At 37.2% G+C, this 20702-nt stretch carries 17 protein-coding genes, 27 tRNA genes, 1 rRNA gene and 1 riboswitch; of the genes, 2 read left to right on the top strand and 43 right to left on the bottom strand.

What is annotated here, in order from left to right; all coding sequences use genetic code 11:
- Positions 1–76 precede the first annotated feature (76 nt).
- Both F5ESL0263_RS02065 and F5ESL0263_RS02060 read right to left on the bottom strand, forming a co-directional pair.
- Entirely contained in the window at positions 77–805 is a 729-nt protein-coding gene (locus tag F5ESL0263_RS02065; protein WP_122034445.1) for a GntR family transcriptional regulator, read from the bottom strand.
- 2 nt (positions 806–807) lie between these two features.
- A complete protein-coding gene (locus F5ESL0263_RS02060) occupies positions 808–1278 on the bottom strand; it encodes a hypothetical protein (protein WP_122034442.1) in 471 nt (156 codons plus the stop codon).
- Between the two features lie 291 nt (positions 1279–1569).
- Here F5ESL0263_RS02060 and udk point away from each other — a divergent pair, with 291 nt between their 5' ends.
- Complete coding sequence (udk, locus tag F5ESL0263_RS02055; RefSeq protein WP_109715196.1) at positions 1570–2211, top strand: uridine kinase; 642 nt, start codon at positions 1570–1572, stop codon at positions 2209–2211.
- 32 nt (positions 2212–2243) lie between these two features.
- Here udk and F5ESL0263_RS02050 read toward each other — a convergent pair whose 3' ends face one another.
- From F5ESL0263_RS02050 to F5ESL0263_RS02035, 4 genes are all read right to left on the bottom strand, one after another.
- Positions 2244–2732, bottom strand: a complete 489-nt coding sequence (locus F5ESL0263_RS02050) for a cupin domain-containing protein (protein WP_122034440.1) — start codon at positions 2730–2732, stop codon at positions 2244–2246.
- A 42-nt stretch (positions 2733–2774) separates the two neighbouring features.
- The gene (locus F5ESL0263_RS02045; RefSeq protein ID WP_122034439.1) at positions 2775–3521 is read right to left on the bottom strand and encodes a tyrosine-protein phosphatase; all 747 of its coding nucleotides are present in this window, start codon (positions 3519–3521) and stop codon (positions 2775–2777) included.
- Between the two features lie 129 nt (positions 3522–3650).
- Positions 3651–4229: an ECF transporter S component gene (locus F5ESL0263_RS02040; RefSeq protein WP_122034436.1), complete on the bottom strand. Its 579-nt coding sequence runs from the start codon at positions 4227–4229 to the stop codon at positions 3651–3653.
- Positions 4230–4275: 46 nt separating this feature from the next.
- Positions 4276–4366, bottom strand: a riboswitch (TPP riboswitch).
- A 60-nt stretch (positions 4367–4426) separates the two neighbouring features.
- Positions 4427–5509: a M42 family metallopeptidase gene (locus F5ESL0263_RS02035; protein ID WP_122034434.1), complete on the bottom strand. Its 1083-nt coding sequence runs from the start codon at positions 5507–5509 to the stop codon at positions 4427–4429.
- 243 nt (positions 5510–5752) lie between these two features.
- Between F5ESL0263_RS02035 and hpt the strand changes: the two genes are divergently transcribed.
- On the top strand, positions 5753–6319 hold the full coding sequence (gene hpt, locus F5ESL0263_RS02030) for a hypoxanthine phosphoribosyltransferase (RefSeq protein WP_122034432.1): 567 nt from the start codon (positions 5753–5755) through the stop codon (positions 6317–6319).
- A gap of 52 nt (positions 6320–6371) precedes the next feature.
- Here the strand turns inward: hpt and F5ESL0263_RS02025 are convergent, their stop codons facing one another.
- From F5ESL0263_RS02025 to rrf, 37 genes are all read right to left on the bottom strand, one after another.
- A complete protein-coding gene (locus F5ESL0263_RS02025; RefSeq protein WP_122034430.1) occupies positions 6372–7721 on the bottom strand; it encodes a hemolysin family protein in 1350 nt (449 codons plus the stop codon).
- 77 nt (positions 7722–7798) lie between these two features.
- Positions 7799–8455, bottom strand: coding sequence for a nitroreductase (locus F5ESL0263_RS02020; protein ID WP_122034428.1), 657 nt, complete (start codon positions 8453–8455; stop codon positions 7799–7801).
- Between the two features lie 431 nt (positions 8456–8886).
- Positions 8887–9345, bottom strand: coding sequence for an SsrA-binding protein SmpB (gene smpB / locus F5ESL0263_RS02015; protein ID WP_074425706.1), 459 nt, complete (start codon positions 9343–9345; stop codon positions 8887–8889).
- Between the two features lie 9 nt (positions 9346–9354).
- Entirely contained in the window at positions 9355–11685 is a 2331-nt protein-coding gene (gene rnr / locus F5ESL0263_RS02010; RefSeq protein WP_122034426.1) for a ribonuclease R, read from the bottom strand.
- 71 nt (positions 11686–11756) lie between these two features.
- Complete coding sequence (secG, locus tag F5ESL0263_RS02005) at positions 11757–11990, bottom strand: preprotein translocase subunit SecG (protein ID WP_046306231.1); 234 nt, start codon at positions 11988–11990, stop codon at positions 11757–11759.
- A gap of 70 nt (positions 11991–12060) precedes the next feature.
- Positions 12061–14124, bottom strand: coding sequence for an LTA synthase family protein (locus F5ESL0263_RS02000; protein WP_122034424.1), 2064 nt, complete (start codon positions 14122–14124; stop codon positions 12061–12063).
- Between the two features lie 69 nt (positions 14125–14193).
- A complete protein-coding gene (locus tag F5ESL0263_RS01995; RefSeq protein WP_074425709.1) occupies positions 14194–15219 on the bottom strand; it encodes a lysylphosphatidylglycerol synthase transmembrane domain-containing protein in 1026 nt (341 codons plus the stop codon).
- Entirely contained in the window at positions 15219–16262 is a 1044-nt protein-coding gene (locus tag F5ESL0263_RS01990; RefSeq protein WP_122034422.1) for a glycosyltransferase family 4 protein, read from the bottom strand. Before F5ESL0263_RS01990 ends, F5ESL0263_RS01995 begins: the two co-directional genes overlap by 1 nt.
- Positions 16255–17430 (bottom strand): glycosyltransferase family 4 protein, encoded by a 1176-nt coding sequence (locus tag F5ESL0263_RS01985; RefSeq protein WP_122034420.1) that lies wholly within the window; start codon positions 17428–17430, stop codon positions 16255–16257. Before F5ESL0263_RS01985 ends, F5ESL0263_RS01990 begins: the two co-directional genes overlap by 8 nt.
- A gap of 117 nt (positions 17431–17547) precedes the next feature.
- Positions 17548–17632 (bottom strand) — tRNA-Leu (locus tag F5ESL0263_RS01980).
- Positions 17633–17675: 43 nt separating this feature from the next.
- A tRNA-Cys gene (locus F5ESL0263_RS01975) sits at positions 17676–17746 on the bottom strand.
- 21 nt (positions 17747–17767) lie between these two features.
- Positions 17768–17839 (bottom strand) — tRNA-Gln (locus tag F5ESL0263_RS01970).
- Positions 17840–17846: 7 nt separating this feature from the next.
- A tRNA-His gene (locus F5ESL0263_RS01965) sits at positions 17847–17919 on the bottom strand.
- Between the two features lie 13 nt (positions 17920–17932).
- A tRNA-Trp gene (locus F5ESL0263_RS01960) sits at positions 17933–18003 on the bottom strand.
- Between the two features lie 4 nt (positions 18004–18007).
- Positions 18008–18089, bottom strand: a tRNA-Tyr gene (locus tag F5ESL0263_RS01955).
- 7 nt (positions 18090–18096) lie between these two features.
- Positions 18097–18169, bottom strand: a tRNA-Phe gene (locus F5ESL0263_RS01950).
- A 6-nt stretch (positions 18170–18175) separates the two neighbouring features.
- Positions 18176–18249, bottom strand: a tRNA-Asp gene (locus F5ESL0263_RS01945).
- Between the two features lie 3 nt (positions 18250–18252).
- Positions 18253–18326, bottom strand: a tRNA-Met gene (locus tag F5ESL0263_RS01940).
- A gap of 11 nt (positions 18327–18337) precedes the next feature.
- Positions 18338–18424, bottom strand: a tRNA-Ser gene (locus F5ESL0263_RS01935).
- A gap of 29 nt (positions 18425–18453) precedes the next feature.
- A tRNA-Glu gene (locus F5ESL0263_RS01930) sits at positions 18454–18525 on the bottom strand.
- A gap of 624 nt (positions 18526–19149) precedes the next feature.
- Positions 19150–19239, bottom strand: a tRNA-Ser gene (locus F5ESL0263_RS01925).
- Between the two features lie 12 nt (positions 19240–19251).
- Positions 19252–19325 (bottom strand) — tRNA-Ile (locus F5ESL0263_RS01920).
- Positions 19326–19329: 4 nt separating this feature from the next.
- A tRNA-Gly gene (locus F5ESL0263_RS01915) sits at positions 19330–19400 on the bottom strand.
- 21 nt (positions 19401–19421) lie between these two features.
- Positions 19422–19494, bottom strand: a tRNA-Phe gene (locus F5ESL0263_RS01910).
- A gap of 6 nt (positions 19495–19500) precedes the next feature.
- A tRNA-Asp gene (locus tag F5ESL0263_RS01905) sits at positions 19501–19574 on the bottom strand.
- A 3-nt stretch (positions 19575–19577) separates the two neighbouring features.
- Positions 19578–19651: transfer RNA gene (locus tag F5ESL0263_RS01900), tRNA-Met, on the bottom strand.
- A 37-nt stretch (positions 19652–19688) separates the two neighbouring features.
- Positions 19689–19762 (bottom strand) — tRNA-Ile (locus F5ESL0263_RS01895).
- Between the two features lie 13 nt (positions 19763–19775).
- Positions 19776–19849 (bottom strand) — tRNA-Met (locus F5ESL0263_RS01890).
- Positions 19850–19879: 30 nt separating this feature from the next.
- Positions 19880–19953 (bottom strand) — tRNA-Pro (locus F5ESL0263_RS01885).
- A gap of 5 nt (positions 19954–19958) precedes the next feature.
- Positions 19959–20032: transfer RNA gene (locus tag F5ESL0263_RS01880), tRNA-Arg, on the bottom strand.
- Positions 20033–20041: 9 nt separating this feature from the next.
- Positions 20042–20127, bottom strand: a tRNA-Leu gene (locus F5ESL0263_RS01875).
- A gap of 10 nt (positions 20128–20137) precedes the next feature.
- Positions 20138–20209 (bottom strand) — tRNA-Gly (locus F5ESL0263_RS01870).
- Between the two features lie 11 nt (positions 20210–20220).
- Positions 20221–20293, bottom strand: a tRNA-Thr gene (locus tag F5ESL0263_RS01865).
- Between the two features lie 36 nt (positions 20294–20329).
- Positions 20330–20411 (bottom strand) — tRNA-Leu (locus tag F5ESL0263_RS01860).
- A gap of 12 nt (positions 20412–20423) precedes the next feature.
- A tRNA-Lys gene (locus F5ESL0263_RS01855) sits at positions 20424–20496 on the bottom strand.
- Between the two features lie 4 nt (positions 20497–20500).
- A tRNA-Val gene (locus F5ESL0263_RS01850) sits at positions 20501–20573 on the bottom strand.
- Positions 20574–20578: 5 nt separating this feature from the next.
- Positions 20579–20695: ribosomal RNA gene (gene rrf, locus F5ESL0263_RS01845) — 5S ribosomal RNA — on the bottom strand.
- Positions 20696–20702 lie beyond the last annotated feature (7 nt).

Below are 20702 nucleotides of genomic sequence, written 5' to 3'. Positions count from 1 at the left end.
AATATTATTTTAGGCAATAGAAAAAGGAACCGCTTTCTAAAGTAGTTCCTTTTTTGCAACCAATTTTAAGACCAATTCATCTTTTTACTTTTATTTTATAGCTAATAAAATCGGGGTTATACCATGACTTTGTGTATTCAACCATCTCTTTTTTATCTGAAAAACCGCGATACTCCAAGAATAATAAATAGGCGTATTTAGATTTATCTAACTTAATTGTATCCTCTACAAACTGATTGTCACTAATTGGCCGAGCTTCAATTCTAGTCTCAAATTTTGTCGGTTTATGATTCTTAAAGTCCATATAATCGTATAAAGACATATTACTGAAATCATATCGGTGTGCATCTTCAAACAAACTAAAAGGAATATACGATTTCTGAACAGCCACAACAATATTGTCTACTATGCGTGTTCTAATTAGTTCATAAAAGTCGCTATATTTATTATCAAAAATAATAGCCAAATCTTTATTATCATAGATTAATTTAAACGACTCTACTCTGTTGACCACTTCTTGTCGATTAATTTTAACAAGCTGTGTAAATGAATTCGGGGAATCATCTCCTATTTCAAATGAGTTATTTACATTCTCATTCACTAGATACGTTCCATCTCCCCTTCTTTTTTCTAAAATATTATCTTCAACTAATGAATTAATTGCATTTTTTATAGTTGAACGTGTGTAGCCTAATTTCTGGGCAAAAACACGTTCATTCCAAATTTTAGAGTTTGGTTTAAACTCGCCGCTGGCAATTATGTCCAATATTTTTTTCTTGGCTTCTTGATATAAAAATGAACTCATAGCTACCCCTTTTGCAAACAAAAAACATCAGGTAACATCGCATCTTCCTCATACCTAATTATGTCATTATTCGCATTAACAAAAAGAGCCTTTCGTAAGATAACTTGAAACTTTTCTTGCGTTTGATCGCTTAAAAACAATTTTTCTTCGTCATTACTAGGCCAAGTAAGCATAATATCATTATAAACTTCTGTACTTTTTTGTATTTTGTCTGTTTCCTCTTCAATATCATCAATACGTGGATTGCTAATGAACTTTTGTGGGATTATTGAAGTAATTACAGAAACTATTTTTCCATTTTCAATAATTGTAAAAAGTCTTTTCCTCAATGATCCAGTTTCTCCTTTAAAAATGGAATTATAAAATCCAGAAGCCTCGATTGTAGTGTCCGAATATATTTTTACCCTAATATCTTTATCAACTACTTGAAATTCAAATGGTGTTAAATACTTCTTTAAATCAATTATTTTCATTTAGAGGCCCTCCACATTACTTCTCCTGCTGCGCAATAAAAATACTGAATCTTTTATTAGGTTGAAGTTTACCATTATTCATATTTTCTACCAAATACTATTTTATTCTTCCTGAACACAAAAAACCGATAATTTCACTTTATCAAGTTTCTCTAGCTTTAATTACTTTTTAAGCCTGTTGAGTGAAAATAAATTTTAAAAATGAGTACAAGGTCCTTATTTTTCCCTTAAGTATTGGTAATTCAAGGAAAAGTAAAGTAAAATGTTTATTGATAAAAAAGGAGTAGCTCTATGTCTAAACTTGAAAAACCTGTTGTGATTGGAATTACTGGTGGTTCTGGTAGTGGAAAAACAACAATTGCCCATAAAATTGTTGATCAAATGCAAGAAAATGAACATGTCTTGATTATGACGCAAGATTCCTACTACAAAGACAACACAGGCATCCCAATGGATATCAGACAGAACATTAATTATGATCATCCCGATGCCTTTGACGTTCCACTTCTAGAAGAGCAAATCGGTTGCTTATTAAAACATCAACCAATTGAGATGCCTGTTTATGATTTTAAGGAACATACAAGAAGCAAGAAAACAATTCATACGGAGCCGGTAGACATTATCATTTTGGAAGGCATTCTTGTACTGGCTAGCAAGGAAATCCGCGACTTAATGGATATTAAAGTATATGTTGATACTGACGACGACATTCGTTTTATTAGGCGTTTAGAGCGCGATATTAAGGAACGGGGGCGTTCAATTGATTCAGTAATTGAACAATACCTTGATACTGTTAAGCCGATGTACCACCAATTTATTGAACCAACGAAACGCTATGCGGATATTATCATCCCTGAAGGTGGCGAAAACGACGTTGCAATTGATATGTTGACTACGAAGGTCCATTCAGTCTTAAGTCAAAACACTAAATAAAAGACCAAGTTCATTCGAACTTGGTCTTTTATTTAGTCAATTGCTAGACGTTCAATTACTTCGGCATATTTTGGATATTGCGTTAGTAAGTCTTTTTTCTTAAGCATTTCAAAGTCATGATAATCAAAACCCGGTGAAACAACACAACTTACTAAGCAAAAACTGTCAGGTTTAGTTACTTCAGAAGCAAAAATCGTTTCTTTAGGTACTTTAAATTGCATCACTTCACCCTTGGTAACATCCTTACCTAGTCTAACAGCTTGATACTCTCCTTCTGGTGAAATACAGTGGATGGTGATTGGTTCCCCATCATGGTAATACCACAGTTCATCGTGATTTAAACGGTGAAAATGAGAACAACTGGTATCATCTAGTAAGAAATAAATTGAAGTGTAGTAATAGCGATCGCCTTTACTATCTTCAGCGTAAAACTGCTCATCACTAGTATAAATTTGACGAAACCAGCCACCCTCTTGGTGGGGTTCCAGCTTTAAATTCTTGATATAATCTTCGCGATTCATTTTTTCTCTTTTCTTCAAATACTATTTATTACAGGCAAAAAACTAAACTAAGTAAATCTTTTGCATCTGCTCCTTAAAATCAGCTGGCAAGTCGAGGCCTTCCACAAAGTATCGGTCAAAGTCACCATAGTTCTTTTTAACTGTTTCAAAGTAACGCTCCAAGTACTGACGTTCAACTGTTAAGGCAATCGCAACATCTTTGATATTTTTAGGATCCATTTTGTCTTTTAAGTAATCCAAAATTTCTTGGTTTGCTTTTTTACGAGCCTCAATTGTTTTCAAGTAATCTTCAAAAATTTGGTCTTCGCTAACATCCAAACTCTTCAAGATTAATGCTGCTGCAACACCAGTCCTGTCTTTTCCAGCAAAACAATGGAATGCAACTGGTACAGGATCGTTAATTAAATCCATTAAAAAGTGGTGATAACCTTCACGTGCAGAATTTGATAAGGCTAACTCTTCATATGTTTTAAGCATGTCAGATTCCACATGACTGTTAGCCGAAACAATTTCATCTACACTTGCCTGATTTGTACCTGAATCTTTTAAAACATCTAAAATCACATAATCTAGATCTGGCCAAACATAGTCTGGATATTCTTTTCGTTCATCATCACCACGTAAATCAACAAGTCTCTTAAGTTGATAATGATTTTGAACCAAATCTTTTTGCTCGTCAGTTAAATCAAATAACTGACCGCAACGAAAAAGCATCCCCTCTTTAACCTTTTTACCTTCGGCACCAACATAGCCACCCAATGAACGCCAATTTGTGATATTCTCTGACATAATTCTCCTTATAGTATCTTTGCACTCTACTTACTCATATAAACATTAATTATAATTTCTCTTCACAATTTAGTCCATGGCTTTTGTAGCATTAAAAAAAACGCTAATTATCATTAGCGTTTACCTTATTTAGTCAATCTTAGGCTTTAGTGCTCTATCAAATAAGTTGGTAATTAGTTTAACCAATACCCCATCAAAAAGCAGCGCTGATAGCATCATTGTCACAAACATAATAATTTGCAGTTTAACACTGAATTTACTCCAGCCATATAAAAAGTACGTTGGTATAAAACTACCTAGCCCTGCAAAAAAGGCACCCGTTAAAACACTTTGCCAAGAAAACTTTTGATATCTTTCTTTTTTAGGGAAAAAGCCAATTTCATTAGTAGCGCCTTGAATTAGTCCAGAAAGGACCGTTGTAGCGCCCCATTGACCACCAATCACCATTTCCACAATTGCAGCCAAAGTTTCACCAACAACACCAGAGCCTGCTGTAGGTACAAAGTACATTGCAAGTGGTCCTGCAAGTAACCAGAGACCAGAAAAGACTGCATCAGTCACTGGTGCGTAGCCTGTTGGCAATAACATCATTTTTACCAGGTTAAACGCCCAGTTAAACCCATAGGTGTAAATTACCCCTAAAATAATTCCAATTAATGCAAGTAGAATGATCGATTTAACATTCCACTTTGAAGATCTTGTAAACATAAAAAATACTCCTAACAAACTTCAACAGTCATTAGGAGTACATGAAAAATCTATTTCAACACTTCCCTAGCGCAGGTATTATCCCGTTCAGGTTCAGAGGGTATTTCTCAGCTAAATTAGCACCCCTAGTGACTTTCTTTTCTATTATAACATAGCCAAGTATGTTTGACTTAAGAGATTAGTAATCAACCTTGAATTTAAAATTGACTAAAACTAGTTAATTTCTCTTTGGTTAAATCACGGATAATAGCAACAGTTAAATCAACTGATGCCTTGAAGTCCTGATATGCACTAAAGCAGTATGGTGAGTGCTCATAACGTACAGGAATTCCAATAACAATTGTTGGTGCACCATTTTCGTAGTAAATTGCTGCACCATCTTGTCCACCACCAGTACGAACTGAACGAGTGTAAGGAATATTGTTTTTATCAGCTATATCACAGGCATATTGTTGGAATTTAGGATTAGGCAAAAACGATGTATCCATATCACGAAGCATTGGTCCACGCTTTAATCCAGTTTGAGATAACCATTCTGGAGTAAAGGTGTCATCAGCGGGACATGATTCAAGAACGATTGCCAAGTCAGGCTTAACAGCCTTAGCAGTAACATATGCTCCTCTTAAACCAACCTCTTCTTGACTAGATAGGGCAGCAACTACGTTAAAGTCAACTTTCTCACCATTTAAATTATCAAGTACGTCAGCCATTGCAGCAGCACCAAAACGATCGTCAAAATCTTTACCAAAGAAAAGACCAGTTTTTTCATTGTATTCGCATTTTACATCGACAAAGATTGGGCAGCCAGTATCAATTTGATAATCATTAATCGTTTCTTCACGTGAACTTGAACCAACGTCAATCGACATGTCTGCAACATCTGGAACATTATTACGTTCTTCTTCAGTCATAAAGTGAGGTGGCTTAGTTGCAACAACACCAGGGACATATTCACCAGCACGATTTAAAATTTTAACCCGTAAAGCTGGAATATTATATTTTACCCAACCACCAAGTGGAACAAACTTAATCATTCCGTTTGGTCGAACAGCCTGAGTAATAAAGCCAACGGAATCTGAGTGTGCATCAAGCTGAATAACTGGACGATCTGGTTGATTCTCCTTTTTTGAAGCATATACGTTCAACATTCCATCCACTTTAACATCGGCAATGTCTTTAACAGTTTCAGTAAATAATTTTACAAACTCTTCTTCAAAGCCAGAAGTTGAATTGGCATCTGAAAAAGCCTTAAGCATTTTGATTTCTTGATCTTTTTTCATACTTTTAATACCTTTCGCTTGATCTAATTACTTCTTCCATTGTAGCAAAAACTGTTAGCCCATAACCATTAAATTAAAAAGCATTTATAATAATCTTACTATTTTTCATTTAATTTAACTTTTTGTACGTAAAATAGGCAATAAACTGTGAAAAAGTCTAATTTACGGTACTTTTTTATATGAAAAATGATATAATCGATTTTATCAAGTAATTTTGAGTTTATTTAAGTGAAGGGTAGATAAATGCCAAAAAACGACAATATTGATAATATTATTGATCACAAACTATTTTCTGAAGATGATATTCATCAAATGTGTGTAAGACTAGGTCAACAACTAACTGAAGATTATGCTGGAAAGAATCCATTAATTGTTGGAGCACTAAAAGGTGCAATTTTCTTTTTAACTGATCTAGTTCGTGAAATGGACGTAAAAGAACAAATCGATTTCATGGATGTTTCAAGTTACGGTGATGGGCTTGAGTCTTCAGGCAAAGTCGAGATTGTCTCCGACTTAGCAACTGATGTAAAAGATCGCGATGTCTTAATCGTTGAAGATATTGTTGATACAGGATTAACTTTAAAATTTATGAAGGACTTACTCAAAAAGCGTGGCGCTAAAAGCGTGAAATGCTGCGTTTTACTAAACAAAGAAGCTAACCGTAAAAATGATATCGAGATTGAATACTATGGTTCCAAAGTTGGTAATGAGTTTGTAGTCGGTTATGGTCTCGATTTTATGAGCTTTTACCGTAACCTAAGTTACATTGGCGTTTTAAAGCCTGAGGTTATTAAATTAGCTCAAAAATAATTATTTTTAGCACTTAAAAAGGACTTATCTTGAAGAGATAAGTCCTTTTCTTTTATTCTTGTTTTTCTTCTGACTTTTGTTTTTTATCTAACTGCTTAACCACAAACCAGCGCATGAAACCTTGCTCAATACTCTCAAGCTTAAACTCAAAGTTTTCTAATTCAACAGTTTCATTCTTCTTTAAATCAGGATAATGTTCCATCATATATCCACCTATAGTGATGATGTCGCTGTTCTGAAAACTCTTTAAGTCCTTGTGGAAATATCGCGCAAAATCGTATAACGTGGTTTTACCGGAAACATGAATATTATCATGCTTATCCTTGATAATATAATCATCTGAAACATCGTCAATTTCATCTTTAACCGTTCCAAACAACTCTTCATAAATATCTTTATCAGTTACAATTCCACTAGTTCCACCGTATTCATCCACAATCAGCACAATTGGTGTGTGCTTCTTGATCATCAGATGCAAAATGTCTTGAATCGGCATTGATTCGGGAACAGTAATCATTGTTCTAATAATCCGCGTAACTGGAACATTTTCATCAATTTGACTTTGCTGTACCACGTCGAAGGCATAGATATAGCCCACCACTTCGTCTTTATCATTATCACGAACAACTGGAATTCGGCTAGATCCTTCATCAAGATACATTTTTAACGCTTGCTTAATCGTGTCTTTCGAATTAATGACAACTAGCCTTGTTCGGTCAGTCATAATGTCTTTGGCGACTTTATCATTTAGCTCAAAAGCGCGTTGCATGTAGGTCAAATCATTCTTATCAAGCGCACCGCCATGAACGGCCTTACGAGAAAGCTTAATAATTTCTGATTGCGAATAAACTTGATTTTCTTCATCTGCCTGATCAAAGCCAAGCAGTTTTAACAGTCCATTAGAACTGGTATTAAGTAGCCATACGAATGGATAAACCAGTGTATGGAAAAGCTGAAGTGGTGTACAAATTGCTAGTAAGATTTTTACTGGCATATCAATTGCGATATTCTTGGGAACAATTTCCGTTACTACCACTTCTAAATACGTCAAGAAAATCACTCCTAAAAGTGCACTGATAGAGCGCACAAGAGAATGATTTAATTGGGTTAAATTAAATAATCTAAAAAATAAAGCCGCAAACGTGTCAGCTGAAAACCAACCTAAAACAACACCGACAAGTGTAGTTCCCACCTGCGTTGTTGATAGATATTCATTTAGGTTGTGAGTCATATGCAAAGCACGCTTAACTTTACGCTTGCTTCCCACATTATTACTCAGCATGTCTTCAAGCTGACTTGATCTCGTTTGGACTAAAGCAAATTCTGCAGCAACAAAAAAAGCTGCAAAGACAAAAATTACTAAAGTTGCTATTAAATTAGTAACTATTTGGGTTGTACTCAAAATTTATATCACCTTTTTAAAAATCCTTTGATATATATCTTAGCATTAATAGCACTTTATTTTTATAAAAAGAAGATTTATTTTACAAGTTTATAAATCTTTTCAAATGGTAAACGATCTGGAATAAACTTTGGATCATTGACCTCCGCTGTTTTATCTTTATATCCTAAACCGATAGCCATTCCCACAATTTCGCTATTAGGAATTTCTGCATATTTCCGAACTAATTCGGGAAATGAAACCATTGAATGAGCCGGCATAACAGCCAAGCCTTCATCAACTGCTAAAAGCATAATGCTTTGAGAAAAAATGCCCAAGTCAAACACTGACCATGCTGGCGAAGCTTTTGGAATTGTTAGAAAAACAACATCCTGAGCGTTGAACATTGTTTCATTTGAATTCTTAAATAAATCCATCTTATTGTGAAAAAAATAAGGCTGAGAAGCACCAACCACAGCCAAATTTTGACTAGGATATGGATCCCAATTAAGTGCTAATATTTTAGCAAAATCTTCATGAGGCTCTACGCCTTCATCTACTTGCTTTTTAACCTCTTCTTTTAAGCAACTAAGCGGTTCACCTGTTAGAACATATGCCTTCCACGGCTGTGAATTAAGTAATGAAGGGGATTGCTGTGCTTTCTTAATAATTTTAGCAAGTAATTTTTCATTGACTTTTCTGTTAGTAAATTTACGAGTTACTCGTTCCTGGTCATATACATCATTAAATTCCATTACAATTCAATTCCTTACATACTTTACTCTATACTTAGCATACGAACAAAGTTCATTTAGTCAGACAATTATCCCTTTAAATAACAAAATTAATCATAAAAGTAAAAAAAACACAGCAAATGCAGCGCTTTTTGCATAATTTCACTATATTCAGTTATTATTGCGTCATAAATAACTCTTATCCATACTAATAATATAATAAATATCCATACATAATGCAATGCTTAACAAGAAAGATATCATAAAAAAATTAAGGTTTATTTTTATTAAATAACAGCTAACTATTATTATTTAAATCCATAATAAGTATTCATGTATCCTTATATGCTTGATTCTAAAATACCAAGTTTTTAACAACAACCATTTATATACTAAAAATAAGCTTTTTAACAAAAAAGCAGTTTAATTGGTTACCCAATTAAACTGTTCTTCTAAAATTTGTATTGTCGTCGTAATTCACGTTCCTGGTCACGTTTCTTAATCGTTTCACGTTTGTCATACTTTTTCTTTCCCTGGCCCACACCAATAAGAACCTTGGCAAAGCCATGCTTAAGATAGACTTTGAGCGGAATTATTGCAATACCACGCTCTGCTTGTTCCTTAGCCAAACGAGCAATTTCTTTTTTGTGTAAAAGTAATTGCCTTCTGCGCAGCGGTTCATGATTATAACGATTACCTTCTTTGTATTCACTAATGTGAACATTCTCTAGGTATGCAGAGCCATTAATAATTTGAACATAACCATCACGAAGATTTATTCGCCTAGCACGTACTGATTTAATTTCTGTACCAGTTAATGCAATACCTGCTTCGAATGTCTCTTTAACGAAATAGTCATGATGCGCTTTTTTGTTTTGAGCAATTAAATTTTCTTGCTTTTCTTTTTTCAATTTTCCGTCCTAATGATTATATTTACTTATATGTGGATGATTACCATTTTTCCGAAAATTGCTACGATTTCTATCATTATTGCGCCGACCGTGGTCATTGTGAAAGCCGCGACTTCCTCGACGACGATTGTTGTTACCACGATCGTGGTGTGCCTTTTTAGGTGCGTTAGGGTCATAAATTTCAAAGTCTAGCTGGTGCTGTTCAACATTTGCGTTGGTTAAAGTTACCTTGATTGGCATCCCAACGTGGTACTGCTTATGCGTACCGCGACCAGTTAATGTCATACTCTTTTCATTAAAACTGTAAAAATCATCAGTTAAATTAGAAATATGAATTAAACCTTCAACAGTGTTAGGTAATTGAATGAACATCCCAAAGCTAGTCACAGAAGAAACAACTGCATCAAAATGTTGACCAACTTGATCAGCCATATATTCGGTCATCTTCAGATCATTAGTTTCACGCTCAGTATCGATTGAGACACGTTCCTGTGTTGAAGTTTGTTCTGCAACATCAGGCAAGCAATTTGCAAAGTGATCTCTGACTTCCTTATCAGTTCCCTCTTCAGCGTATGCATGAATCATTCGATGCACCATTAAATCAGAATATCTTCTGATTGGAGAAGTAAAGTGCGTATAGAATTTAGCTGCAATACCAAAGTGTCCTAGTGGCTCTTCCGAATAATGAGCTTGCTTTAAGCTACGCAACATCATCATTTGCACAACGGCTTCTTCGGGAGTGCCTGTAGTTTTTGATACCACCTTTTGTAAATCGAGTGGCTTAACATGGTTTGGATCTGCAGTAATATTCAGACCGAATGCGCTACAAAATTCGAAGAAGCTCTTAATTCTTTCGCCGTCCGGAGTTTCGTGCACACGGTAAAGAAATGGTACATGCTTTTTATAGAAGGCTTCAGCAACTGTCTCGTTAGCAAGCAACATGAAAGATTCAATCATTTTTTCTGCTGTACCACGATCATGCAAGACAATATCGGTTGGTTTACCTTGATCGTCTACAATGATTTTTGCTTCTGGCTCTTCAAAGTCAATTGCACCACGTTGATGACGCTTTTTATAGAGTGCGTTATGCAATTCAGCCATTTCTTTTAACATTGGCGCTAACTTAACGTACTTTTCTTCCAATTCATCATTATTGTCAGGGTCTAACACCTTGTTAACATTATTATACGTCAAACGGCCATGTGAGCGCATGACTGACGGATGAATATCGTAGCTAACTCGATCACCTTCAGGAGTTAATTCCATCTCACACGAAAGTACTAGACGATCAACACCCTCATTTAATGAGCAAATACCATTTGAAAGTCGAAACGGCAACATCGGAATCACGCGATCAACTAGGTAAGTACTATTACCACGTGTATATGCTTCTTTATCCAGCGGGGTATTCTCTTTAACATAATGCGCAACATCAGCAATATGAACTCCCAAATGATAATTTCCGTTTGGCAGTTGCCATAAAACAACAGCATCGTCAAAGTCCTTAGAATCGTCCCCATCGATAGTAACAGTTGGTTGATCACGAATATCTTCGCGATTAGCCATATCCTCTGGTGTAACATGATCAGGAATATTGTTTGACTGTTCTAATGCATCTTCATTCCATTCGGTTTTAACATCATGAGCTGACACAATTGCCATTATGTCAACGCCCGGCAAACTCTTATTACCAATGACCTGAATTACCACACCGGTCATTGAATCAGGATTATCTTGGTCAGGATAATTACTAATTGAAACCTTGACCATATCACCTTTTTGCGGTTTAAGCCCGTTTTCACCAATGTAAACACGGTAATTTGCTAATTTTTTATTCGTACTTAATACGTAACCGATAAAGTGACTAGTCTTGACCTGTTCATCGCTCATTGGATGAAATTCACCAACTAGTGACGTTAAATTACGTTCGATAATTTCCTGAACTTGTCCCTCGGGACCTTTTCCATTCCAAGGATTGCCACCAGCAGTAATTTTCACGCGGACCTGATCGCCATCAACTGCGTAGGCAGTATAATCTTTGGCAACAAAAATATCATCAGTCTCTTCATCTTCAACCCTAACAAAGCCAAAACCTTTGCTATTAGACTTAAAAATTCCGTCGACTATTGTATTTTCTTGAGCCAGTTGATAATGTCCGTTACCATCCGTGATAAGTTTCTTTTCTTGCTCAAGAAATGACAGAGCCTTGACGATATCAGAAAAGTTACCTAAACGGTCTCGTTTAAGCATCCGATCAATCTGTTCTACTTGATATTGTTTTTTAGGGTTGCGGCGAAAGATCTCTAAAACATTAGCGAGAATTTTTTCGTTCTGTGCCATTCACTTAAGCTCCATTCTTTGATAAAAAGATAAAAAAAATCCTCCCATCGTTTGATCGGGAGGAACCATTACTATTTTGAAGACAAATAAGCTAATACAATAGCAAAAATGAAAAAGAGAGCTAGTAATACTGATGTCACTTTCTCCATAAATGCTTCAAAACCACGTTTCTTCGTTTGACCACTAAATACTGCACCGCCGGATAAGGCATTTAATGCATCTTGTTGCTTCTGCGGCTGCATCATTGTTGCAATGATAATTAAAATTGAAACAATAATTAGTAGCGTCATAAATAAATTGTACAATACGCTGCCTCCAATATACAGATACGATTACTGATAAATTTTAGCACAAAATATGTTTTATTTCGAGCTTTTATTTTTCTAACTCTGGCGCATCAGTTTTGAACTGCTTCTGAGTTGTTTTCTTGTGATTTTGATACCACAAAGACGTTTTAGTTTTAGAAGAGTATAGCTGTTTAAGCGCCTTTTTTTCATTATAGTCATAATCATGTGGATTTACTTTTTTGAAGCCTTTAGGCTTATAAAAACGTAGCAAATCACCCGCAATGACACGATCAGACAATGACAATTGAGTAGTTACCTTATTTGAAATTGCTACCAGCTTAGTCTTAAGCTTTTTGTCTGGTTTCTCAATCTCTTCACCGGTTTTGGTGTAGTAATAGGTACCGCCCACCTTAGCATATTCAGGAGTAATAAAGTCACCATTACGCTGGGCAACAATCTGAGGGGCCTTTGAGCTAAGCAAATCGTGCCCGAATTGAATAGTGTCCTTGTCGTTAATGCCAAGCAAGTTTAACAACGTTGGTAAAACATCTATTTCGCCGCCATAGGTGTCCTTTATGCCACCTTTTAGTCCCTTCATATGGAACATTAATGGTACTCGTTGAAACTTCAAATTGTCAAAATTTGTGAACTCTTCTTGCTTAAGTAATTCGGCACTGGCCTTATGGTGATTTCCAGAAATACCATAGTGGTCACCATAAAGAACAAGTATTGTCTTCTTATCAAGACCAGTTTTCTTCATCCATTGTAAAAATTCACCAATTGCCTGATCCAGATAATGCGCCGTTTGAACATAACCGTCAACAGTTTCATCCCCAGTGTCAGTTGGATCAATTGACTGATTCTTTTTATCCAAATCATATGGATAATGATTAGTGACAGTAATTAACTTAAGATAAAACGGTTGAGGCAAACGCTCGATGTACTTGATTGATTGCGATAAAAAGATTTTATCCTTTAGACCGTAACCAATATAGTACTTTGGCTTGTTCTCGTAATAAGACAGTGGCATAAAGTAATGGTAGCCGAATTGCTTATAGGCATTATTTCGGTTCCAAAATGATCCTGCACCACCGTGCATTACAGCAGTAGTATAACCTCCAGTTTGATTTAAAATTGCTGGTGCACTTTCAAATGTGTTTGAAGTACCATAACTCGACATTGCTGAACCTGATTGCAGCCCATATAAAGAGTTCTCTAGCATCATTTCAGCGTCAGAAGTCTTACCTTGTCCAACCTGGTTATAGAAATTGGAGAAACTCAAAGTATTCTTCGAATGATACAGCTTATTTAGGTTAGGTGTTACTTCCTTACCCTTCCATTTATAGCCAATCAAAAACTGTTGGAAACTCTCCAAGTGAATTACAATTACGTTTTTACCTTTAGCTACACCGGTATATTCAGGATTAGGTTTAACATAATTAACCTTCAAGTACTTTTTAACAGAACTTAAATCTGAAACATTTGCCTTGGCCATCTGTTCACTTGTTTGCGCGGTTTTAAAGGCATCATACACAGCATATTGATTCATCCCTAGATACTTAACAATATAGCTGTTATCAAACGTCCTAGTCAAAAGTCCTGAACGATCCTTTTGCGCCATCATCAGATTAACACCAATCAAAGCCACGGCTAATCCTTCAAGTAAAAGATTAAATTTCAGTTTTAAAGGCCTTAAATCGTATTTGATAACTTTACTTGCCATCAAACCTATAATGACTGCTACATCAAGAAAAGTTGAAAAATCACTTATTTTTGTTATGCCAACAATACTTTTACCTAGATTATCTGCAGTTGAACCAGACGTCTTAATAATTGAAAGTGACAAAAAATTTGAAAATTCACGGTAATATAAAATATTCGCAAATAACCATGTACTAAGGATTAGATCAATTGCAATAATAATCCAATATGATTTTCGTCCTTTGAAGAAAAGACCTATCCCTAGTAGCAATAGTGCAGCAGGCAGTGGGTTAATGAACAAAAGAAAGTTTTGCATCGCTCCGACTGCACCGAGATTGAATTTAGTTAAATAAATCAAATACGTTTTTAGCCAAAACGTTATCAAGACAATGGTGAAAAAACCTAGCTTATTAGTAACTAACCATTGAAAGAAAGACTTAATCCGTGTCATTCCATTCTCCTCTCACTATGATAATATAGTACCCTTTAGGCCAATTATGCATAGTGGTTTTAGTAAAAATTAATCATTTGGTGTATTAGTGATTTTCTTCGGCTTAAAAATCCAACCAAAAATTCCCAGAATCATTCCTAAGAAGTAGGTTACAAATCGCCATAAGAACATCCCCAAAACTAGCGCTCCTTTTGAAGAAACAAAAGTCGCAAACAAAGTCTGAAAGCTGTATTCAGCTCCACCAGAAGCTCCAGGAATTGGAATAATTGCCATAAACATGATAATCATAATGTTCATTTGCGTTACACTTGCCCAACTTGCAGGCACACCTAAGGTAACTAATACCATGTAAGGAACTGAGTAAAAACACAAAAGCTGTAAAATAGTCAAAAGCCCGCTAAGAAACAATTTCTTTTTCTCACGCTTGAGTTTTTGACTTTCAGTATAGAAAGTATCAATTTTATCAACTGTATTTTTTCGCCATACTTCAACGCGATCTGTTGAAATAAACTTTGCTAATAAATCCATTATCCAATTGGCAGCTTTTTTGGTCCAGTTATAGGCAAATAAAATAGCTAATAAAAAGACAATCGAGCTCACATGAATTAAAAAGCCAATTCCAATAAAGAATGCCAGACCAGCAAACTTTGTTGCAACCATCTTAAAGCCTGTGATTATTGTTACCACATAAGCGAGAAAAACCACGATTTGATAAATAATGAACTTCATTAAAAGAAGCGATGTTGCTCGGCCACCCTCAATTCCCATTTGAACCATTGCTGCAAGCTGAGAAGGCTGCCCGCCAGTTGACATTGGCGTAATAGCATTGAACAGAGCCTGAATGATAGGAATTCGAAAAAAGGACCATTTTGAACGTTTTGGTTCGTCTTTGCGATGAGCTAAAACTGCTAAAATGCTTGCTTCAAACACATAAGAAAGTATCATCAATGCAAATACTAAAATTAACGCACCGTAATTAATTCCATGAGCTGCATTAGCCAGCTGCGTAACTGGAGTGTCCTTAAGATCAACGTACAATACACCGCAGCTGATTAGTAAAACAATGGCAATGCCCCATAAATGTTTCTTATTCATTAGTGAATTTGTCCTAGTCTTCTGCCAATTTCATATTGCTCATGATAAAAATCATTCCAAATCTTGGCTAAATTATCTTCTGAATATTTTTCACTGGCCATATTTGATAAGTTAGCGTACTTATTTAGCATTGTCTTATCATACGCTACTCGACGCAGTTGCTCATTCATTTCCTCAAAGTTTTCGCCCTTCATGTAGTAGCCATCGATAATTGCTTTATATAAATCAAGATCTCTCAGTAGCACCGGCGTACCACAGCTAAAAGCTTCAAGAACTGACATCGGAAATAGTTCATCAAAAGATGGTAAAACGAATAAATCTGCAATATTTAAATAATCAACTAATTTTTGCCGATCAATTATTCCTGTAAAAATCAGGTTTTGTGGCGGATTATCAACTAGCTCTTTAAAGTGATCGTAACCATCCGTAATTTTTCCAAAAGAAAAGCCACCAGCCCAGATGAACTGAATTTCCGGATTCGCTTCAGCCATCTTTGCAAAGTCATCGACACCTTTTCTAGCTTGAACTTGACCGTCACCAAAAACAACAAATTTATCTAATGGAATTCCCAATTGATTTCGAAAGGCATTTTTTTCAGCCTGCTGTTCAGGATAAAACTCTTCTTTTGAAACGAAGTTAGGAATATATTTTACCTTTTCGCGTCTAATGCCATACTTAACTAATTTATCAATAAAAATAGGATTAACGACAACGATTTGGTCCATTCGCTTATAGAAGTCTATTACGTAATTATAAAAGACTTTTTTAGCTGGAGCGGGTAACTTGATTGAGCCTTCAAGTGTTTCAGGTAGAAAGTGAACATAACCAATTTTTCGCCCACGTGCTGGAGAAAAACTATTAGCATAATAAGTTGGGTTAATTGTATGATAGTGCGTTAAATCACTTCGACCATACTTATTATTCGTAACATAAAATTCTTCTACTAAATGCGTTCTTAATAAGCTAATTAATTCATTGTAGGCAGAACCGACTCCCTGTCCTTTAACTGAATCAGCTTGCGAAAACATATTGATTCTAATCATTGGTATCCTCTTCTTCGAGATCCTCTTGGTAATTTTCAATTACCTCTTCATAAAATTGATGAACATCACTACCAAAACGTTTAGCGGAAATTTGATCTAACTTCTTAGCTAGCTTATCAGCTGGAATTTCGCTTGAACCTTCTCTTAAGTAATCTAAAATTTCATCACGCATCTCACTTGGTCGCGTAAAAACTTCACCAAAGCATTTATCATCAAATACGCGCTCAGTGTAATCAGTATCATAAACGACGCATTTGGTGCCAGAAGCAAGAGCTTCAATATAAGTTAGTCCTTGTGTTTCAGTATCACTAGCAGAAACAAATAAGTCTGCCATTTTGTAGAATGAACCAACATCTTCATGAGGAACATCTCCTGCAAAAATGACATTATCTTCTAGTGTCAAACGCTCAACCTGTTCTTGTAGGACTTCTAAATCAGGACCGTCGCCTGCAATTACTAAACATACTTTTGGAAATTCATCTACAATTTCCGGCAAAACATTCAATATCCGGTTAATTTTCTTTTCTCCAGCAATTCTGCTTAGGGTCAAAAGTACTTGTGCGTCCGGTTCAATTCCTAAATCGTGACGAACGTCGTTAGTAATAGGCTGATTTAGGCTCTCAATGTCCACTCCCGTTGGAATTACCTTCATAGGGATAGTTACCTTATAGCGCTTTAAAAGCTTTTCTACGCGCTCGCTAGGGGCAATAACGCCATCCATATTTTTGAGGTAGACATTGGTAAATTGCTTAACATGGTATGGGCGCAAAAGATGACCATTGAGCACATAATGTAAATAGTCTTCATACATCGTATGATACGTGTGAATGGCCGGAATTTTTAATTGATGCGCAACATATTTCCCAATCATTCCCAGTGCAAACTCCGTCTGCGTGTGAACAATATCAAGTTTTACTTCACGAGCAACCTTAGTTGCTTCAAAAAAGCCTCTAAAAGCTACACGTCGATCAGTAAAAGAAATAAACGGTACACTACTGAAGCGAAAAACATTTGCTTCAACTGCTCCCTTTTGTACATGTGGATCAGTAGTCGTAAAAATAAAAACATTATGTCCCTGTTTTTCAAGGGCATCCTTTAATGTTTTGATTGATGTTGCTACACCACTAATTTGCGGAAAATACGTATCGGTAAAAATACCAATATTCATTTGAATACCTCCATAAAAGGTATTATAAAGATTACACCCTGCATGTGCAATTTTTATAAAAACAAAAGCAAAAAAATATAAAAGAAAAGCAGCTTCTAGTAAGAAGCTGCCATATAATAGCGGTGATCGGGGTCGAACCGATACGTCCTAAACGGACACCAGATTTTGAGTCTGGCGCGTCTGCCAATTCCGCCACACCGCCATAGTAAAACAAAAAATAATAGTTCAATGGACTGAACCTTTAAAGGCGGGGATCGGATTTGAACCGACGATTAAGGTTTTGCAGACCTCTGCCTTACCACTTGGCTACACCGCCATTGAATATTCTCATAATAGATTGGGATAGCTGGATTCGAACCAGCGCATAATAGAGTCAAAGTCTAGTGCCTTACCGCTTGGCTATATCCCAATGCTAGGGCGGAATATGGGATTCGAACCCATGTATGCCGGATCCACAAACCGGTGTGTTAACCCCTTCACCAATTCCGCCATGAAGTTTTAACAGGGATAGTAGGAATTGAACCCACACTAGCGGTTTTGGAGACCGATGTACTACCTTTATACGATATCCCTATTATGGAGGAGGGTGGATTCGAACCGCCGAACTCAGAGAGAGCGGTTTTACAGACCGCCGCGTTTAGCCACTTCGCTACTCCTCCAGGCTGATGGCGCGGGACGGAATCGAACCGCCGACACAAGGAGCTTCAATCCTTTGCTCTACCAACTGAGCTACCGAGCCATCCTACGGTCCATATCAGATTTGAACTGATGATCTTCTCCGTGACAGGGAGACGAGATAAACCACTGCTCCAATGGACCATATTGCGGGAGGTGGATTTGAACCACCGGCCTTCGGGTTATGAGCCCGACGAGCTACCAGACTGCTCCATCCCGCGATTATTATTAAAGGAGGATGTGGGATTTGAACCCACGCACGGCAAGACCGTCTAACGGTTTTCAAAACCGTCCCCTTAAGCCACTTGGGTAATCCTCCAAATGTAAATATACCATAAAATGTGGTAATGACCCGTACGGGATTTGAACCCATGTTACCGCCGTGAAAGGGCGATGTCTTAACCACTTGACCAACGGGTCGAATTGTTGTCTAACGTCATAAGACGCTTAATTATAATACCGAATTTGTTTGTTAAAGTCAACTACTTTTTTTATTCGTTATTACTTGAGAACTCTCAGTTCTGTCAATCACAACGCTATTAATAATACAGGATTCTACATCATCTTGCAAGTTTTTTTGTTAAAAAATTGAATATTCCACACTTCTCTTAGTCTCCCTAGACTTTATTCTTACTTCCAGTAAGTTTCTTTCCGGCATTCTATAGCGGAAAAGAGAAATTCGCTCAAACTAAACGTTAATTGTTATCATCAAACCATGTATTCAAATATCTCTTAACTTATTGAAATTACGTTTTTTAATAAGTTATTAACAGCTACATTAATCATCCACTACTAGCGGTAAGATATCTTTTCGAGTACATTTTAAAAAAATGTAATGACAAATGAGCCCCCCTATTTTTTCCAATTAAAATTCCTACCCTAAGTATGTGATTAGCCTATTCACTCTTAGATATTCTCACATTTGCTGCGACTAGTGTCACTAAAAGATAGCTATGATCGTAGCCATACGTTAAAAAATTTAGCAGCACTTTATAAAACACAAAAAAAGACTACTGACATTAATCAATAGTCTTTTATACAATACGGAGACTGAGGGATTCGAACTCTCGCACCGGAATAACCCGATCTACACCCTTAGCAGGGGCGCCTCTTCAGCCACTTGAGTAAGTCTCCATTATTTTATTATGGGCCTAAATGGACTTGAACCATCGACCTCACGCTTATCAGGCGTGCGCTCTAACCAGCTGAGCTATAGGCCCCAAAAGCGGGTAACGAGAATCGGACTCGCGACTAAAGCTTGGAAGGCTTTCGTTTTACCACTAAACCATACCCGCAAAACTTTGATAATAAAAAAATGGCGCGGGACGGAATCGAACCGCCGACACAAGGAGCTTCAATCCTTTGCTCTACCGACTGAGCTACCGAGCCATTTAACGGTCCATATCAGATTTGAACTGATGATCTTCTCCGTGACAGGGAGACGAGATAAACCACTGCTCCAATGGACCATATTGCGGGAGGTGGATTTGAACCACCGGCCTTCGGGTTATGAGCCCGACGAGCTACCAGACTGCTCCATCCCGCGATTATAATAATAAATAAATGTACAAAACCCAGTTTAATGGACCTTGTAGGACTCGAACCTACGACAGGACGGTTATGAGCCGTCTGCTCTAACCAACTGAGCTAAAGGTCCGAGCTCTAGCAAATAGCGGCGGGGGGGATCGAACCCTCGACCTCCCGGGTATGAACCGGACGCTCTAGCCAGCTGAGCTACACCGCCAACAAAATGTAATCGTCATTCAATTACAAATCGGGAAGACAGGATTCGAACCTGCGACCCCCTGGTCCCAAACCAGGTGCTCTACCAAACTGAGCCACTTCCCGGGATATGCGCCCTGAAGGATTTGAACCTTCAACCTTCTGATTCGTAGTCAGACACTCTATCCAGTTGCGCTAAGGGCGCATCATTAGATGCCGAGGACCGGAGTCGAACCGGTACGGTTGAAACCAACCGCGGGATTTTAAGTCCCGTGCGTCTGCCAATTCCGCCACCCCGGCATGTAATGAAAGCGGAAGACGGGATTCGAACCCGCGACCCCCACCATGGCAAGGTGATGTTCTACCACTGAACTACTTCCGCATAATTATGAATGCCGATTATACGATTTGAACGTACGACCCCCTGTTTACAAGACAGATGCTCTACCAACTGAGCTAAATCGGCAAAAATGTAAATATGGTATTAATAAAATTTGGCGAATACGGGTGGTGGGACTTGAACCCACACGTCCGAAAACACTAGAACCTAAATCTAGCGCGTCTGCCAATTCCGCCACACCCGCAAAATGGGGCCATGAGTCGTGACGGGCTTGAACCGTCGACCCTCTGATTAAAAGTCAGATGCTCTACCGACTGAGCTAACGACTCGGTATGGAGGATACAGGGCTCGAACCTGTGACCTCCTGCTTGTAAGGCAGATGCTCTCCCAGCTGAGCTAATCCTCCATAAAGCACGGCAGCGTCCTACCCTCGCAGGCAGTCTCCCACCAACTACTCTCGGCGTGAAGAAGCTTAACTGCTGTGTTCGGCATGGTTACAGGTGTTTCCTTCTTGCTATTGCCACCGTACTTTTTT

It is taken from the genome of Lactobacillus sp. ESL0263, assembly GCF_003692845.1.
GTDB classification, from domain to species: domain Bacteria; phylum Bacillota; class Bacilli; order Lactobacillales; family Lactobacillaceae; genus Lactobacillus; species Lactobacillus apis.
Note: the sequence above shows the minus strand (reverse complement) of the source record. Positions and strands in the feature narration are given on the sequence as shown.

Coding starts and splice junctions, on each gene's coding strand:
- F5ESL0263_RS02065 (WP_122034445.1), bottom strand. CDS start 805: ATGAGTTCATTTTTATATCAAGAAGCCAAGAAAAAAATATTGGACATA.
- F5ESL0263_RS02060 (WP_122034442.1), bottom strand. CDS start 1,278: ATGAAAATAATTGATTTAAAGAAGTATTTAACACCATTTGAATTTCAA.
- udk (WP_109715196.1), top strand. CDS start 1,570: ATGTCTAAACTTGAAAAACCTGTTGTGATTGGAATTACTGGTGGTTCT.
- F5ESL0263_RS02050 (WP_122034440.1), bottom strand. CDS start 2,732: ATGAATCGCGAAGATTATATCAAGAATTTAAAGCTGGAACCCCACCAA.
- F5ESL0263_RS02045 (WP_122034439.1), bottom strand. CDS start 3,521: ATGTCAGAGAATATCACAAATTGGCGTTCATTGGGTGGCTATGTTGGT.
- F5ESL0263_RS02040 (WP_122034436.1), bottom strand. CDS start 4,229: ATGTTTACAAGATCTTCAAAGTGGAATGTTAAATCGATCATTCTACTT.
- F5ESL0263_RS02035 (WP_122034434.1), bottom strand. CDS start 5,509: ATGAAAAAAGATCAAGAAATCAAAATGCTTAAGGCTTTTTCAGATGCC.
- hpt (WP_122034432.1), top strand. CDS start 5,753: ATGCCAAAAAACGACAATATTGATAATATTATTGATCACAAACTATTT.
- F5ESL0263_RS02020 (WP_122034428.1), bottom strand. CDS start 8,455: ATGGAATTTAATGATGTATATGACCAGGAACGAGTAACTCGTAAATTT.
- rnr (WP_122034426.1), bottom strand. CDS start 11,685: ATGGCACAGAACGAAAAAATTCTCGCTAATGTTTTAGAGATCTTTCGC.
- F5ESL0263_RS02000 (WP_122034424.1), bottom strand. CDS start 14,124: ATGACACGGATTAAGTCTTTCTTTCAATGGTTAGTTACTAATAAGCTA.
- F5ESL0263_RS01995 (WP_074425709.1), bottom strand. CDS start 15,219: ATGAATAAGAAACATTTATGGGGCATTGCCATTGTTTTACTAATCAGC.
- F5ESL0263_RS01990 (WP_122034422.1), bottom strand. CDS start 16,262: ATGATTAGAATCAATATGTTTTCGCAAGCTGATTCAGTTAAAGGACAG.
- F5ESL0263_RS01985 (WP_122034420.1), bottom strand. CDS start 17,430: ATGAATATTGGTATTTTTACCGATACGTATTTTCCGCAAATTAGTGGT.